Genomic DNA, 15,249 nt, shown 5'->3' on the forward strand with positions numbered 1-15,249 from the left:
GCGCAGCAAGCCCTCATGTGGGTGATCAGCCGAGGATCGAGCGCGCCCGTCTGGCCATCGCCGCGTCGACCATCGACCCGTCGGGCAGCGTGGCCACCCCGGTCGAGGAGAGCGCCGCCAGCACGTCGCTCGCCCACCCGATCTCGTCGGGCGAGGGGGCGAAGACCGACCGGATCACCTCCACCTGCGAGGGGTGGACGGCGGTGCGTCCGCGCATGCCCAGCCGGCGCCCGAGGCGGCACGACTCCTCGAGACCGGCGAGGTCGCGGACGGCGGGGTACGCCGACATCATCGGCGCGGGCAGCCCGGCGGCCGCGGACGCCACGACGACGCGGGAGCGGATCCAGGCATAGGCCTCCTCGCCCGCCAGGCCCAGCTCGGCCGCGAGGTCGGCCTCCCCGAGCGCGAGCGAGACGACCTCGGGCGCGCGGGCCACGGCCAGCGCGTTCTCCACCCCGGCCGCGGACTCGAGGATCGCGTGCACGCGCCGCCCGGCGACGTGCTCGAGGTCCTCGGGACCGGACACCTTCGGCACCCGCAGGTCGACACGGTCCGGCAGCGCGGCCAGGTCCTGCGCCAGGTCGGAGGAGCCCGGCGCGTTCACGCGCACCTGCACCGGCCCGTCGTACGACGCCACCCACGCGGCGACCGCGGTGCGGGCCGCGGCCTTGTCGTCGGGTGCCACCGAGTCCTCGAGGTCGACGATCACCTCGGCGCCGGTCGCGGCCGCCTTGTCGAAGCGGTCCGGGCGCGACCCGGGCACGTAGAGCGCGACGGTGCTCACACCGCACCCGCCTCACGCAGCGCCGCGACCTCCTCGTCGGACAGGCCCAGCTCGCCGAGCACCTCGTCGGTGTCGGCGCCCGGGTGCCGTCCGGCCCACCGCACCGCGCCCGGCGTCTCGGAGAGCCGGAAGAGCACGTTCTGCATCACCAGCGGCCCGAGGTCCTCGTCGGGCACGGTCAGGGCCGTGCCGCGGGCGCGGTACTGCGGGTCGGCGAGCAGCCCACGGACGTCGTACACCGGGCTGATGGCGGCCTCCGCCTTCTCGAACGCCTCGATCACCTCGTCACGTCGGCGCTCGGCGATCCACCCGCCCACGGCCGCGTCGAGCTCGTCGGCGTGCTCGGCGCGCTGCCCGCCCGAGGCGAACCACGGCTCCTCGACGAGGTCGTCGCGACCCACCATCCGCAGCACCCGCTCGGCGATGCTCTGCGAGCTCGTCGACACCGCGACCCACTGGTCGTCGGCGGTCCGGTAGACGTTGCGCGGGGCGTTGTTGACCGAGCGGTTGCCGGTGCGCGGCTGCACGTAGCCGAGCTGGTCGTAGGCCGTCAGCGGCGCCCCCAGCATCATCAGGATCGGCTCGATGATCGCGAGGTCGACGACCTGGCCGCGACCGGTCAGGTCGCGGTGCCGCAGCGCGGCCATGACGGCGTACGCCGTCGCCAGGCCGGCGATCCCGTCCGCCAGCCCGAAGGGCGGCAGCGTCGGCGGACCGTCGGGCTCGCCGGTGATCGCCGCGAAGCCGCTCATCGCCTCGGCCAGCGAGCCGAAGCCCGGGCGGCCGGCGTACGGCCCGTCCTGGCCGAACGCCGTCACCCGTGCGACGACCAGCCGCGGGTTCAGCTCCAGCAGGTCCTCCGGGGCCAGGCCCCACCGCTCGAGCGTGCCGGGCCGGAAGTTCTCGACCAGCACGTCGGCCGAGGCGAGCAGCCGGCGCATCGTGGCGGCGCCGTCGGGGTGCTTGAGGTCGAGGGTGACGGTGCGCTTGTTGCGGCCGAGCGTCTTCCACCACAGCCCGATGCCGTCCTTGACCTGGCCGTGCCCGCGCGCGGCGTCGGGGCGGCGCGGGTGCTCGACCTTGACCACGTCGGCGCCGAAGTCCCCGAGGTAGGTCGCGGCGAGCGGCCCGGCGAACAGGGTCGCCGCGTCGACCACGCGCAGCCCCTCGAGCGGGCCGCTCACGGCTGCTCCGGGTCCACCGCGCACCGGAACCCGATGCACCCCGAGCGGCCGGTGCCGGCCTGGGTCAGCAGGAACCGCACCGACCACGAGGCGTCCTGCGGGCCGCCGTCGACGTACCACTCCGAGCCCTCGGCGCGGAACCACGAGCCGCCCTTGAGCACCACCCAGCGGGTGCGCCCGTCGCGGTGCTCGCTCTCGGTCCACTGCCAGACCAGGGGCTCACGACGCCGCCAGCCGGTGCGGCCCGCGGCGAGCTGCCACTCGTGCTCGGTGGGCAGCCGCGCACCGCGCCAGCGGGCGTAGGCGCGGGCGTCCTCGAGGTCGACGAACCGCACCGGCTCGTCGCCGGTGCCGGGCGCGGGCGCGCCGTCCACCCAGTGCGCGAGGAACCGGTCCGGGACCGCCGGGCGGTAGCCGGTGTCGGCGACGAACATCGCGAAGTCGGCGTTGCTGACGTCGGCCGCGTCCACGGCGACCGCGCCGGTCCGCACGGTCAGCTTCTCCTCGCGGAGCTGGTGCAGGCGGGGCGGCAAGGGCTTCCAGTCCTCGACGTAGGGCGCGGCCTCGTAGAGCCCGGTCTCGCGCTGGCGCCAGCGGACGGTCAGCTCGTGCTCACCTGCCTCGAGGCGGATCGCGTCCGCGGGGACCCGGCCGGGGGCGGCCGCGGCGGTGCGGAGCTCGGGGACGGGTCGCGGCGCCGGCGCGGTCGGGGCGGGGTCGGCCGCGTTGTCGGCGACCAGCGCGGCCAGGCCCGCGGGCGGCTCGGCACCGGCCGGCACGCGGACCAGACCGACGATGCCGCCGGCCGGCACGGTGCGGTCGCCGAGGACCACGTGGACCTCCGCGTCGTCCGCGGGCAGCAGGGGGCCGGCGTACGCAGCGCTGGTTGGGTTGGCCAGCGTGTAGAGGTCGCAGCCGCCCAGGCTCCAGCGGGACCCGGCGACGCCGGCCGCGGTGGCCTCGGGGGCGAGGTCGGTGAGCGGCTCCCACTCCCCCTCGACGAGGAAGTCCTCCAGGTGGCGGTAGGCCGCGCGCATCCGGCGCAGGCTGTGCTGGTCGCGCGGCTCCCAGTCGACGCGCACCCCGAAGACGACGTCCCAGATCAGCACGCCGGCCCCGTTGACCCAGGCCGAGCGGATCTCGTCGCGGTGGTCGTGGTTCCACCGCCGGGTGTGGTGCATCATGTGCCGCTGCTCGAACCATCGAGCCCGCAGCACGCCGGGCGTCGGGCTGTCGGCGAACCACTGCGCCCACGAGGCCTGGTGGTCCACGATCCGCGCCAGCGGCACCCGCGACTCGCCCTCGAGCACCGGCCGCGGCTGGAGCGAGGCCATCGTGGCGAGCAGCTCGGGGTCGCCCTCCTTGAGGGTGTCGAGGAAGACGCCGTCGACCCCGAGCACCTCGACGAGCCCGGCGAGCCGCGCCGCGTCGGTGCGCTCGGTCCGGAGCGTGCCGGTGTCCCAGGGGTTGTAGTCGAGGAAGACCTTGACGCCGCGCTCGTGCAGGTCCGCGACCAGCTGGGCCAGGCCAGGCACGTCGTACCAGTCGAACTGGTTGCGCGGGTCGACCCCGATCACCGGGTAGGCGTGCCACAGCACGACCGCGTCGAGCCCGCCGAAGCCGGCGTACGCCGCGAGCAGCCGGTCGGCGTCGAAGGCCTCGCGGTCCCAGTCGCGGACGGCCTCGTCCCAGAGCCAGACCATCGCGACGTTCCACGCGGTGGTGGCCCAGCGGCTGTCGGGGTGGTCGTAGACCGCGCCGTCGTACGCCGTCCGCTCGCGCGCCTCGCGCCGCCACCGGTGCAGCGCCTCCCGCCACGCCGCACGGTCGGCGGGGTCCGCGGGCGCGGCCAGGATCTTGGCCTCGTCGAGGACGGAGAGGTCCGCGCCGGGCTCGAGCGGCACGGGGGCGGGCTTGTCGATGGGGCGCGCGGCGTAGGGATCGCGGGGCGCCTCCACGGGGATGGTCATCGGTTCGCTTCCTGTGCGAGGTGGGCCTCGGCCCGGGCGCGGATCTGGTCGGCGGTGGGGATGGACGGGACGGCCCCGGCGGACTCGACGGCCAGGGCGCCCGCGACGACGGCACGCACCGCGGCGGTGTCGAGGTCGGCGCCGGCGGCGAGGGTCGCGGCCAGCACGCCGGTGAACGTGTCGCCGGCGCCGGTGGTGTCGACGACGGTGGCGGGCACGCCCGCGACACGACGCTGCCCGGCCGGGTCGGCGAGCAGCGCGCCCTCGGCACCGAGGGTCACCACGACCGAGCCGACCACGTCGAGCAGGTGGGTGGCCGCCGTCGCGGGGTCGGCGTGCCCGGAGAGGTGGCGCGCCTCGTGCTCGTTGACGACGAGGACGTCGACGCACGCCAGCAGCTCGCGCGGGAGCTCGCGGGCCGGGGCGGCGTTGAGCACCACCCGGCCGCCGCCCACCCGGGCGACCGAGGCCGCCTCGTGCACGGCGGCGAGCGGGGTCTCGAGCTGGGCGACGACGACGCCCGCCGCGGCGACCGCCTCCCGTTCCTCGTCTGTCAGCGACTCGAGGGTGGCGTTGGCGCCGCTGTCGACGACGATCGCGTTCTCGCCGTCGGGGCGGACCATGATCCAGGCGGTGCCGCTCGGACCTGCGACGCGGCGGACCAGCGCGGTGTCGATGCCCGCGTCGGCCGCCTCCTCGAGCAGGGTGCGACCGGCGTCGTCGTCGCCGAGGGCGCCGACGAGCAGGGTCCGCGCGCCGGCGCGGGACGCGGCGACGGCCTGGTTGAGACCCTTGCCGCCGGCCCGCGCGTCGCGGGCCGTGGACAGCACGGTCTCGCCGGGCGCCGGGATCGTGGTGACCGTGGAGACGAGGTCGAGGTTGGCGCTGCCGACGACCACGACCTCGTGGCTCATCGGGCCACCCCCGACACGGCCAGCGCGAGGGTCCGGTCGGCGAGCCGGTCCAGCCCGATGCCGTCGTGGCCGGGCAGGCTGGTGGCGACCCGGTTGCGCAGCGGCTCGACCCAGCGCCCGGGCAGCCGGTGGAACCCGGCCAGGGCGCCGCACACCGACCCGACGGTCGCACCGTTGGAGTCGGTGTCCCAGCCGCCGGTGACCACGGTGCAGATCGCGGTCCCGAAGTCGCCCTCGGCGGCGGTCAGGGCGTAGGCAACCAGCGCCGCGTTGTTGAGCACGTGCACCCAGTGCAGGTGGCCGTAGGTCTCGTACAGCCGGTCCAGCGCGTCCTCGGTCGCCAGCCCGGAGCGGCCGAGCTCGACGCCGAACCGCACGGCATCGGCGTACCTGCTCCGCGGCGGGACGACCGAGAGCCCGGCCTCGACGGCCTCGTCGACGTCGTCGCAGACGACCGCCTTCGCGCAGGTGGCGGCGACGAACATCGCGCCGTAGACGCCGTTGCGGACGTGGCTGAGCCGCGCGTCGACCCACGCGAGCCGCGCCGCGGCGGCGGGGGCGCCCGGTCGCGCCCAGCCGTAGAGGTCGGTGCGGATCTGGGCGCCGATCCACTCCCGGAACGGGTTGTGCCGGGTGGCCGTGCGCGGGGCGCTCTCGCCGAGCAGCAGGTTGCGGTAGGCGACCCGCTCGGCGGTGAAGACGCGCCCGCCGGGCAGGTTCGCCAGCCAGGCGTCGGCGACGTCGTCGGTGGTGAAGTCGTCGCCGTGGGTCTCCATCAGGCCCAGCGCCAGCATCGGGAAGTTGAGGTCGTCGTCCTCGGGCATCCCGTCGATGTTCTCGGCCAGGCTGGTGGGTGCGCTGCGCCGGTTCCACGGCCAGCGGGCGGCGACCTCGTCGGGCAGGCCGGCCGCGGTGAACCAGTCGGCGAGCGGCCACCGGCCCTGGCTGGTCAGGATCTCCCGGATGCCGTGCCGCGGGATCTTCTCGACCGGCTTGCCCAGCAGGCAGCCGGCGGCGCGCCCGGCCCACGCGCCGTGCACCCGGTCCCCGAGGTCCTCCCCCGGCGGTTGCGCGGCGAGCGCGAGGCCGCGGGACGCCTCGATCGCCTCCCAGGTGTCGGGCTCCCGCTCGGCGAGCGCCGGGTCGACCGGCCGCGCGTCGAGCTCGTCGAGCAGCTCGACCGCGAGGGCCCGCAGCTTCTCGTCCCCGACCTGGCCCAGGCCCGCGGCGGGCGCGACGTCCTGCCCGCCGGCGGCCAGCCAGCGGTCGCGGACGTCGGCGACCTCCTTGCCGTCCGCGGCGCCGGCGACCAGCTCGTGGGCCAGCAGGTCGGGCGGCTGCACCCAGGTCAGGCGGCTCATCCGGCGACTTCCTCCAGGTCGAACAGGGAGGTACGCCGCGACTCCCGCAGGCGGGCGCGCTCGGCGTCCTTGGCGAAGACGTCCTGCGCCACCGCGGCGATGGTGCGCCCGGCCGGCTCGAGCGGGGTCCGGCTGGCCTCGGCCACCTCGGTGGCCCAGTCGGCGCGGACCGCCCCCTGGCCGCCGAGCGCACCGCAGACCGCGCCGGCCATGCTGGCGATCGAGTCGGCGTCGCGGCCGTAGTTGACGCCACCGAGCACGGCGGACTCGTAGTCGCCGTCGGCGACCAGGACCATCCCGAGCGCCACCGGCAGCTCCTCGATCGCCTTGGTGCGACTGGGCCGGCGGGCGTCCATGGACGGCGCCCGGTAGGCCGGGCCGACGGTGTCGAACGGCTCGATCGCCGCGCGCAGCACGGGGATCGCCTCGCGCCAGTCACGCACGCCGTCCGCGGCGGTGGCGACCGCCTCGATGGCCGCACGGGTGCCGTCGTGGGCGACGGCCAGCGCGTCGTCGACGACCGACCGGGCGGTCGCGCCGGGGGTGAACGCGGCGGCCACGGCGGCAGCCAGCACGCCGGCCGCCTCCCGCCCGTAGCTCGACTGGTGGGCCGAGGCGACCTCGATCGCCTCGGCGTAGGCACCGGCCGGGTCGGCGCCGTTGACGACCCCGACCGGCGCCATGTACATCGCCGCGCCGCAGTTGACGATGTTGCCCACCCCGGCCTCGCGGGGGTCGACGTGCCCGTAGTGCAGGCGCGCGACCAGCCACTTCTCGGCGAGGAAGATCCGCTGCAGCAGCAGCGCCTCGGCCTCGAGCTCCGGGACCCAGCGCTTCTCGCCGATCAGCAGCGGGACCAGGTCGGAGGCCACGGCGTACGCGTCGAGGTGGTCGCGCCGCTCGGCGTACACGTCGACGAGGGCGTGCGTCATCAAGGTGTCGTCGGTGATGTGGCCGTCGCCCTTGTGGTACGGCGCGATGGGCCGGGCGTCGCGCCAGTCGGCGTTGAAGGGCGGGACGATGCCGGTCACCCAGCCGTCGTACCGGTCCCGGATCTGCTCGGTGGTCCAGCCCTCGGTGGCGCCCCCGAGGGCGTCACCGACGGCGGAGCCCACCAGGGTCCCGAGTGCCTTGTCGAGCAGCTTCACGCTGAGCCTTTCGTCGATCACTTGTTGACCTGGTCCCAGCCGTCGGACAGCTGGGCGGCGAGCTCGTCGGCGGAGATGTCGTCGGCGAGGTAGCGCTGGAAGGCCGGCGTGGCGATCTGGTCCTTCCACTGCGGGTAGTTGGTGACCGACTGGAACGGCGCCTTGGTGAAGTACTGGCCGCCGGCGAGGATCGTGTCCCAGCCGTTCTCGCCGTCGGTGTCCTCGGAGACCTGGTCGGCCGCGTCGGAGGAGGCGGGGATCAGCCAGTCACCCTCGGCGACCTTGGCGAGGTTCTCGGCCTGCATGTAGTAGTCGATGAACTCCGCGGCGCCCTCGACGTCCTTGCTCTGCGCGGAGACGGAGAGCGTCTGCGGGTTCGCGGCCTGCGCGGCGCTGTCGCCCTCGAGGACGGGCATCGCGACCCAGTGGAAGTCCTTGGGCGCGGACTCCGCGAGCGTCTGGGCGCTGTAGGAGCCCTGCACGGTCATGGCGTACTTGCCCTTGAGGAAGCCCGACATGACGTCGGAGCCCGCCTGGGTCAGGGTGACCGGGTCGAGGGACTTGTCGTCGTAGGTCATGGCGTGGATCCGCTCGGGCAGCTCGAGCTCGGCGTCGCCCACGCTCATGGTGGCGTCGGTGCCGGAGCCGTCGAAGTACGCCGCCCCGAAGTTCTCGCCGAGGCTCAGCATGGTCGCGGTCGGCGAGCCGAGCCCCCAGCCGAGGCCGTGGACGCCGTCCGTGGTGGTGGCCTTCGCGGCGGCCTGGAAGTCGTCCCACGACCAGGTGTCACCGGTGGGCATCTCCACGCCGGCCTTCTTCAGCAGGTCCTCGTTGGCGAAGACGACGTAGCTCTGCAGCAGCGTCGGAGCGGCGATCACCTTGTCGTCGACGGTGACGGTGTCCCACACGTCCTGGCTGACCGAGGACTGCACGTCGTCCGAGAACGAGTCGGAGAGGTCGGCGAGGTAGCCCTGCTGGGCGAAGCCGGTCATCGCGGCCGACTCGTACTGGATGATGTCGGGCGCGGTGCCGCCCTGGAACTGGGTGACCAGCTGGTCCTGCACGGAGTCCCAGCTGCCCTGGACGTACTCGACCTGGGTGTCGGGGTGGTCGGCGTTCCAGGCGTCGACGATCTCCTTGGTGGCCTTCACCGTCGGCTCCTGGAAGGCGAGGCTCTGGAAGCGCAGGGTGACCTTCTTGCCGTCCCCGCCGCTGCTCTCGGGCGACTCCTGGGTGGACGTGGCGCACCCCGCGAGGGCGAGCGTGAGGGCGGCGGCAGCGACGCCCGCGGACTTGAGCTTCATCGGTGGGTTCCCCTTTGGTGACTGGTGCTGGGTGGTTGTCTCGTGACGTGGTGGCGGTCAGCCCTTGACGGCTCCCGACAGGAGGCCCGAGGTGAGGCGGCGCTGGATCAGCGCGAAGAAGAGCAGGCTGGGGATGGTGGCGAGCAGCGACGCCGCGGCGAGCGGCCCGAGCTGGACCTGGCCCTCGGCGCCGACGAAGCGGGACAGGGCCAACGGCAGGGTCACCTTGTCGGGGGTCTGGATCAGGACCAGCGCGAAGAGGAACTCGTTCCACGACGAGATGAACGCGAAGAGCGCGGTCGCGACGACGCCCGGGCGCAGCAGCGGGAAGACGATGCTGACCAGGATCCGCAGCCGGCCCGCGCCGTCCATCGCGCCGGCCTCCTCGAGCTCGCGCGGGATGTTGGAGACGTAGCCGATCAGCATCCACAGGCAGAACGGCAAGGTGAAGACGACGTACACGATCGTCAGGCCGGGCAGCGCGTCGAGCAGCTGGAACTGCTTGAGGATCAGGAACAGCGGGATGATCACGAGGATCGTCGGGAAGACCTGGCTGACCAGGATCCAGCCCAGCGTGACCGGCTTGAGGACGGTGCGGAAGCGGGCCAGGCCGTACGCCGCCGGCAGCGCCAGCGCGACCGTGAGGATCGTGGTGGCGACCGCGACCTGGAGGCTGTTGAGGCCGGCGTCGATCAGGTTGGCGCGGTCGATCGCGGTGGTGAAGTTGGTGAGCGTCGGGCTCGACGGCAGCAGGCCGGTCGCGCCGAGGGCGATCTCGGACGTGCTCTTGAAGGCCGTGGAGAGCAGCCAGAGCAGCGGGAAGCCGAGGAAGGCGCAGTAGGCGACGAGGGCGGCGTACTGCCCGACGCGGCCGGCGGGACTGGTGCGCATGGCGCTCATCGGTTGGTCTCCTTCAGCCGCGCGCGGAGGTAGAACAGCAGCATCCCGACGATGACGACGACCATGACGTTGCCCATCGCGGCGGCGACGCCGAAGTGGCCGTAGCGGAAGCCCTCGTTGTAGGCGAAGAGCGCGGGGACCATGGTCTTGCCGCCGGGTCCGCCGTTGGTCATCACGTAGATGAGGTCGAAGGTGTTGACGTTCCAGATGAAGTTGAGCGTCGTGATCGCGACGATGACGGGCTTGAGCTGGGGCAGCGTGATGTGGCGGAACCGGCTCCACGCGCTGGCGCCGTCGACCGCCCCGGCCTCGTGCAGGGACTCGTCGATGCCCTGGAGGCCGGCGAGCAGCGTGATCGTGGTCTGCGGCATGCCGGCCCAGACGCCGACGACGATGACCGCGGGCAGGGCGGTGCTGAAGTCGCCGAGGAGGTTGAGCGGGCCGAGGCCGAGAGCCTGCGAGGTGCTGCTGATCGGCCCGGAGTTGGGGTCGAACATCAGTCGCCACATGATGCCGGTGACCACCGGCGGCATCGCCCACGGGACCAGCGAGAGGGTGCGCGCGAGCCAGCGCAGCCTGAGGTTCTGGTTGAGGAGCAGCGCGAGGCCCATCGCGGCGAGGAACTGCAGGATGGTGACCGAGAAGGCCCAGATGAGGCCGATCTTGAACGAGCTCCAGAAGAGCTCGTTGCTCATCAGGTCCCGGTAGTTCTGCAGGCCGGTGAAGTGGGTGACCTGGTTGAGGCCGGCACGGGAGTCGGTGAAGCCGAGGTAGATGCCCTGCAGCAGCGGGTAGACGCTGAACAGCGCCACCGGGATCAGCGCGGGCAGCAGCAGCGGCCAGGCGTCTCCCTTGAGCTTGCCGGGCCTGCGGCCCTTGGGCTGCGCGGGGGCGGGCGCCGCCGGGGAGGGTGGTGCGAGCTGGGTGGTGGTCATCGGAGTGCCTCGGCGGTCTGGCCCCTCATCGAGGAACGGCGGATCGTCAGGTGGGGCTGGACGGTGACCCGCTGCGGCTCGCGCTGCGCGGACCCCTGGGGGTCGTCGATCCGGTCGAGCAGCAGCTGGGCGGCCACCCGGCCGCGCTCGAGGGCGCCGAGGCCGACGCTGCTCAGGCTCGGGGTCGTGACGCCGGCGAGCTCGGTGTCGTCCATGCCGACCACGGCGACGTCCTCGGGGATGCGCAGGCCGCGCTCGGCGAGCACCTGCATGGTGGCGATGGCGAGCAGGTCGTTGCCGCCGAGGACGGCGTCCGGGGTGGTGCGGTCGAGCAGGGTCTCGGCGGCCTTGCGGCCCTCGGCCAGGGTGAAGTCCCCGGCCTCGACGCGCAGCTCCTCGCTCGGGTCGAGGCCCAGGGTCTTCGCGGTGCGCTCGAACGCCTTGCGCCGGGCCGCACCGGGGACGGTGTCGCGGGGGCCGTTGACGAAGGCGATCCGCCGGCAACCCTGGTCGTGCAGGTGCTCGAGCGCCATCCGGACGCCGCCGGCGGAGTTGGCGCGGACGTTGTCGATGGCGAGATCGGTGGGCACGGTGCCGATGACCACGGTCGGGCAGGTGACCTTGCGCAGCGCCTCGACGAGCTGCGCGTCGACGCGCACGGGGCTGAGCACCAGCCCGTCGGCGTACCCGCCGTCGAGGCTCTCGAGGAGCGCCAGGGTGTCGTCGGTGCGGCCGCCGGTCGAGGAGACCAGGAGCCGGTAGCCACGGGCGCGGGTCTCGTCCTCGATCGCGCGCATCATCTCGACGTAGACGGGGTTGCCGACGTCGGCGACCGCGAGCGCGAGCTGCTGGGAGCGGCGGACCTTCAGGCTGCGGGCGAACGCGTTGGGCCGGTAGCCGACCTCGGCGACCGCCTGGTTCACCCTCTCCCGGACGGCCTCGCTGGCCGGCAGGCCGTTGAGGACCCGGGAGACCGAGGCGACCGAGACGCCGGCCAGCTCGGCCACGCGGGCGACCGTGGGGCGCTCGTTCGACACTGTCCGGCTCGCTCTCTGTAATCGATTACTGTAATCGTTTGCAGAGACTGCCACGAGACGGTCGTCACGTCAACGGGGTGGTCCCGCGGAACGGGACATGGGCGGGACAAGTCGCCGATGAGACCGGGACACCGGGCGCACGAGGGTTGCGGCATGACATCACTCGCAGGCTTCCAGCCCACCCGTTCCGACCTCACCGACCAGCCCGGCTCCGAGCTGCCCCTCAGGCCACGTCGGGGGCGCCGCATCGCGATCGCGACGACCGCGTTCCTCGCCTGCGCGCTGCCGACCGTGTTCACCGTCAACATCACCCGGATGCTGGTCGTCGGGGAGAACCCCGACCACCGCTTCCACCAGGCGACCGGCCAGGGGCTGGTCCTCTTCGCCCTCTGGCTGGTGCCCCTCATCGGCCTGCTGCGAGCCGGCTGGCAGGGACGGCGGCCGTCGACCGCACTCGGATGGCAGCACCTCACCTTCGTCGCCACCGGGGTGATCTGCTCGATCATCGCCCCGGGTGGTGGCGCGCCGATCCTGACAGCCGTCGTCGCCGTCACCGGCGCCCTCGTGTGGATGGTGCTGCCGAGGCGTCCTCGGCTGCGAGCCCGGGTCCAGCTCCACCCCGTGCTGGCACCGGTCGCCCTCCTGGGCTCGGCCGTGCTGCTGCCCTACGCGGTGGACCAGCTCGCCGCCCAGAACGCAGTGACGAGCGGGCACCACGCGATCAACCCCCACCTGTTCGACATGGCCTGGCTCGCGACGACCGTGGTCGTGCTCGCCGTCGTCGCCGCCCTGCTGCCGCCGGCGCGCCACCTGACTGCCTGGTTCGCCGCCTGCACGGTCGCGACGGGGGCCGCCGGCCTGGCCTTCGGCGAGGGCCGCACCTGGTCGCTGCTGGTCCTGGGCGCCGGTCTCCTCGCGGGCGTCTCCTGGGCCCTCACCCGCCGCTCCGAGCTCGTCCGTTCGACCTCGTGACGGGGTCGTCCACACCTACACTGCCCGGCATGCAGCCGGCGCCGGGTCCCGAGGCCGCCGCCTCGGGACCGCGGCGCGTCCGTCCCGTGACGGCGTCGCTGGCGGTGCTGGCCGTGAGCCTCGCCGTCACCGCCCTCGTCGTCACCACGGCCGCTGACGCCTGGTCCCTTCCGCCGGCGCCGCAGCTGCTCGTCGACGCCGTCGTGGGCACGGCCTACCCGGTGGTGGGTGCGCTGATGGTGCTGGCCGGGCGGCTCGCCCGAGGCGCCCGGCAGCTCGCGTGGGTGCTCCTCGGCGCGGGCCTGGCCTCCGCCGCTGCAGCCTTGACCACCGCGCTCGCGATGACCGCCCCCGCGCCGACCGACCTGGCCCGGCTGTGGTCGCAGCTCCAGAGCTTCCTGTGGGTGCCGGGGTTCCTGCCGCTGCTCACCCTGGTCCCGCTGCTCTACCCCGACGGTCTGCTCCCCTGGCGTGCCTGGCGGCTGGCCGCCCGCGCCTCGGTGGCGGGCATGGTGGCCCTGTCGGTCGGCGTGGCGTTGTACGACGAGTCGCTGGCCGGACTCGTCGCGGTGCCCAAGCTGGTGACCGCGCCGGTGCTCGCGAAAGCCCTCGGCCTGGTCGCCACTGCACTGCTCGTGCCCAGCGTGCTGGCCTCGCTCGCATCCCTCGTGGTCCGCTACCGGATCTCACAGGGCCTGGCACGCCGTCAGGTCGCGGTGCTCCTCGGCGCCGCCGCCGTACTCGTCGCGGTCACGCTGGCACAGGGACTGGTGCCGTCCCCCGCGGACGTCCTCGCCCAGGCTGCGGCGGTCGCCCTGCTGCCGCTGGCCGTCGGCGTCGCGGTGACCCGCCACCGGCTCTACGACCTCGACCTCGCCGTGTGCCGCGCCCTGGTGGCCGCCAGCCTCACGGCCTGCCTGATCGGGGCCTACCTCAGCGTCTTCGCCGTCGTGGAGGCAGTCGTCGGGGCGCTCGGCCCGGAGCGGTCCGTGCTGAGCGCCGCCGTCGCGGCCGGAGTCACCGGAGCGGTCATCCAGCCTCTCGGCCGCCGGCTGGCCGCGGGCGTCGACCGGCTCTACTTCGGCCATCGAGCGGAGCCCTACGTCGTCTCCTCCCACCTCGCCTCCCGGCTGAGCGCCTCCCCTGCCGACATGAGCGAGGTGCCGGGGCTGGTGTGCGACACGGTCGTGGAGGACCTGCGGCTGCGTGGCGCTCGCCTGCGCCTGGAGTCCGGGGACACTGTCACGGAGGCTGCCTCGACCGGCGACGTCGACGACGCCACGAGCCGACGGTTCCCGCTGCGACATCGCGGCGAGACGGTCGGACACCTCGAGGTCAGCCCCCGCGACGGTGAGCGACGCCTGCACGAGCGGGACGTGGTCGTCCTCCAGGGGGTCGCGGACCAGGCGGCCCCGGCGGTGGCGGCGCTCGAGCTCCGCCGCGCGTTGCAGCGCAGCCGCGCGTCCATCGTGGCAGCCCGCGAGACCGAACGGCGCCGGCTCCGCCAGGAGCTGCACGACGGCATCGGCGCCACCCTCGCCGGTCTGCGGCTCCAGGTGGAGACCGCCCTGGACCTCACCGACAGCGCGCCGGCCGCGTCGTTGCTGGCCTCCGCGAGCGAGGGCGTCGCGATCGCCGTGGCCGAGGTGCGCACCATCTGCGAGGGCCTGCGCCCGCCGGGCATCGACGACCTCGGCCTGCCCGGCGCCCTGGCCGCCCTGGCTGCCCGGATGGCGGGCCCGGGCCTCTGCCTCGACGTGCGCGTCGACGACCGGCTCGACCTCGACCCTGCCGTCGAGGTGGCGGTCCACCGCATCGCCGCGGAGGCCCTGGCCAACGTCGCCCGGCACTCCGGGGCGGGGCGGGCGACTCTCGCCCTGCACGCCGACTCGCACGTCGAGCTCGTGGTGAGTGACGACGGCGTCGGTCTCGACGCGGCCCGCGGCACCGGCACCGCCGGTTCCGGCCTGGGGCTCCCGTCCATGCGTCAGCGGGCCGAGGAGGTGGGCGGGCGCCTCCACGTCGCCCCGGGCCCGGACGGCGGCACCGAGGTCCGCGCCATCCTGCCCCTCACCGTGGGAGGTACGACGTGATCCGGGTGTTGCTGGTCGACGACCATCCGCTCTTCCTCGACGGCGTCCGCGCCGCGCTCACGAACACGCCCGACGTCGAGGTCGTCGGCGAGGCGCACACCTGCGCCGAGGCCGTGGAGCAGGCCCGGACGCTGACGCCGACCGTGGTGCTGATGGACCTCAACCTCCCGGACGGCTCGGGGATCGCGGCCACCCGCGACGTCCTCGCCGCCAGCCCGGAGACGCACGTCCTGGTGATCACCATGTCGGCCGACGACGACGCCGTGGTCGCAGCCATGCGGGCCGGCGCGCGTGGCTACGTCGTGAAGGGGGCGGGCCGCCACGACCTCGTCCAGGCGGTGACGACGGTCGCGGCCGGAGGAGCGGTGTTCAGCCCGACCGTCGCAGCCCGTCTCGGCAGCTACTTCTCGGGGCTCGCCGCGCAGCCCGGGCGGGAGATGTTCCCCCAGCTCAGCGAGCGCGAGCGCGAGGTGCTGGACCTGATGGCCCGCGGCCTCGACAACCGCCGCATCGCCCGCGCGCTCTTCCTGTCCGAGAAGACAGTGCGCAACCACGTGTCCAGCGTGTTCTCGAAGCTCGACGTGCCCGACCGGGCCGAGGCGATCGCCCGGGCCCGTCGGGCGGGCCTGGGGCAGGAGGAGCCCTGA

At 74.0% G+C, this 15,249-nt stretch carries 13 protein-coding genes; 3 read left to right on the top strand and 10 right to left on the bottom strand.

All coding sequences use genetic code 11. From position 1 onward, the window contains the following. Positions 1-25 precede the first annotated feature (25 nt). From ACFO9I_RS00180 to ACFO9I_RS00225, 10 genes are read right to left on the bottom strand one after another with little or no spacing between them, the layout of a single operon-like run. On the bottom strand, positions 26-784 hold the full coding sequence (locus ACFO9I_RS00180) for an HpcH/HpaI aldolase/citrate lyase family protein (RefSeq protein ID WP_379176606.1): 759 nt from the start codon (positions 782-784) through the stop codon (positions 26-28). Beyond that, positions 781-1,968 (bottom strand): CaiB/BaiF CoA transferase family protein, encoded by a 1,188-nt coding sequence (locus tag ACFO9I_RS00185; RefSeq protein ID WP_379176608.1) that lies wholly within the window; start codon positions 1,966-1,968, stop codon positions 781-783. Before ACFO9I_RS00185 ends, ACFO9I_RS00180 begins: the two co-directional genes overlap by 4 nt. Then, positions 1,965-3,938, bottom strand: coding sequence for an SUMF1/EgtB/PvdO family nonheme iron enzyme (locus tag ACFO9I_RS00190; protein WP_379176610.1), 1,974 nt, complete (start codon positions 3,936-3,938; stop codon positions 1,965-1,967). The genes ACFO9I_RS00185 and ACFO9I_RS00190 overlap by 4 nt, the downstream gene beginning before the upstream one ends. Beyond that, positions 3,935-4,852, bottom strand: coding sequence for a ribokinase (locus ACFO9I_RS00195; RefSeq protein ID WP_379176612.1), 918 nt, complete (start codon positions 4,850-4,852; stop codon positions 3,935-3,937). Before ACFO9I_RS00195 ends, ACFO9I_RS00190 begins: the two co-directional genes overlap by 4 nt. Further along, positions 4,849-6,213 carry an ADP-ribosylglycohydrolase family protein gene (locus ACFO9I_RS00200; RefSeq protein ID WP_379176614.1) on the bottom strand — a complete coding sequence of 455 codons (1,365 nt, stop codon included), beginning with the start codon at positions 6,211-6,213 and terminating at the stop codon, positions 4,849-4,851. Before ACFO9I_RS00200 ends, ACFO9I_RS00195 begins: the two co-directional genes overlap by 4 nt. After that, positions 6,210-7,361: an ADP-ribosylglycohydrolase family protein gene (locus ACFO9I_RS00205; RefSeq protein ID WP_379176616.1), complete on the bottom strand. Its 1,152-nt coding sequence runs from the start codon at positions 7,359-7,361 to the stop codon at positions 6,210-6,212. Before ACFO9I_RS00205 ends, ACFO9I_RS00200 begins: the two co-directional genes overlap by 4 nt. 17 nt (positions 7,362-7,378) lie before the next feature. Then, positions 7,379-8,665 carry an ABC transporter substrate-binding protein gene (locus ACFO9I_RS00210; RefSeq protein WP_379176618.1) on the bottom strand — a complete coding sequence of 429 codons (1,287 nt, stop codon included), beginning with the start codon at positions 8,663-8,665 and terminating at the stop codon, positions 7,379-7,381. A 57-nt stretch (positions 8,666-8,722) separates the two neighbouring features. Next, complete coding sequence (locus tag ACFO9I_RS00215) at positions 8,723-9,565, bottom strand: carbohydrate ABC transporter permease (protein WP_379176620.1); 843 nt, start codon at positions 9,563-9,565, stop codon at positions 8,723-8,725. Next, the gene (locus ACFO9I_RS00220) at positions 9,562-10,500 is read right to left on the bottom strand and encodes a carbohydrate ABC transporter permease (RefSeq protein WP_379176621.1); all 939 of its coding nucleotides are present in this window, start codon (positions 10,498-10,500) and stop codon (positions 9,562-9,564) included. The genes ACFO9I_RS00215 and ACFO9I_RS00220 overlap by 4 nt, the downstream gene beginning before the upstream one ends. Beyond that, positions 10,497-11,507: a LacI family DNA-binding transcriptional regulator gene (locus tag ACFO9I_RS00225; RefSeq protein ID WP_379176622.1), complete on the bottom strand. Its 1,011-nt coding sequence runs from the start codon at positions 11,505-11,507 to the stop codon at positions 10,497-10,499. Before ACFO9I_RS00225 ends, ACFO9I_RS00220 begins: the two co-directional genes overlap by 4 nt. Positions 11,508-11,690: 183 nt before the next feature. Between ACFO9I_RS00225 and ACFO9I_RS00230 the strand changes: the two genes are divergently transcribed. The 3 genes from ACFO9I_RS00230 to ACFO9I_RS00240 are packed head-to-tail and all read left to right on the top strand — an operon-like array spanning position 11,691 to position 15,249. Beyond that, complete coding sequence (locus tag ACFO9I_RS00230) at positions 11,691-12,509, top strand: hypothetical protein (RefSeq protein WP_379176623.1); 819 nt, start codon at positions 11,691-11,693, stop codon at positions 12,507-12,509. 29 nt (positions 12,510-12,538) lie between these two features. Next, a complete protein-coding gene (locus ACFO9I_RS00235; protein WP_379176625.1) occupies positions 12,539-14,602 on the top strand; it encodes a sensor histidine kinase in 2,064 nt (687 codons plus the stop codon). Continuing rightward, positions 14,599-15,249 (top strand): response regulator, encoded by a 651-nt coding sequence (locus ACFO9I_RS00240; protein ID WP_379176627.1) that lies wholly within the window; start codon positions 14,599-14,601, stop codon positions 15,247-15,249. The genes ACFO9I_RS00235 and ACFO9I_RS00240 overlap by 4 nt, the downstream gene beginning before the upstream one ends.

Origin of the sequence: Nocardioides sp. GCM10023255, assembly GCF_042653125.1 — a bacterium.
Lineage (GTDB): Bacteria > Actinomycetota > Actinomycetes > Propionibacteriales > Nocardioidaceae > Nocardioides.

Coding starts and splice junctions, on each gene's coding strand:
- ACFO9I_RS00190 (WP_379176610.1), bottom strand. CDS start 3,938: ATGACCATCCCCGTGGAGGCGCCCCGCGATCCCTACGCCGCGCGCCCC.
- ACFO9I_RS00195 (WP_379176612.1), bottom strand. CDS start 4,852: ATGAGCCACGAGGTCGTGGTCGTCGGCAGCGCCAACCTCGACCTCGTC.
- ACFO9I_RS00200 (WP_379176614.1), bottom strand. CDS start 6,213: ATGAGCCGCCTGACCTGGGTGCAGCCGCCCGACCTGCTGGCCCACGAG.
- ACFO9I_RS00210 (WP_379176618.1), bottom strand. CDS start 8,665: ATGAAGCTCAAGTCCGCGGGCGTCGCTGCCGCCGCCCTCACGCTCGCC.
- ACFO9I_RS00215 (WP_379176620.1), bottom strand. CDS start 9,565: ATGAGCGCCATGCGCACCAGTCCCGCCGGCCGCGTCGGGCAGTACGCC.
- ACFO9I_RS00220 (WP_379176621.1), bottom strand. CDS start 10,500: ATGACCACCACCCAGCTCGCACCACCCTCCCCGGCGGCGCCCGCCCCC.
- ACFO9I_RS00230 (WP_379176623.1), top strand. CDS start 11,691: ATGACATCACTCGCAGGCTTCCAGCCCACCCGTTCCGACCTCACCGAC.
- ACFO9I_RS00235 (WP_379176625.1), top strand. CDS start 12,539: ATGCAGCCGGCGCCGGGTCCCGAGGCCGCCGCCTCGGGACCGCGGCGC.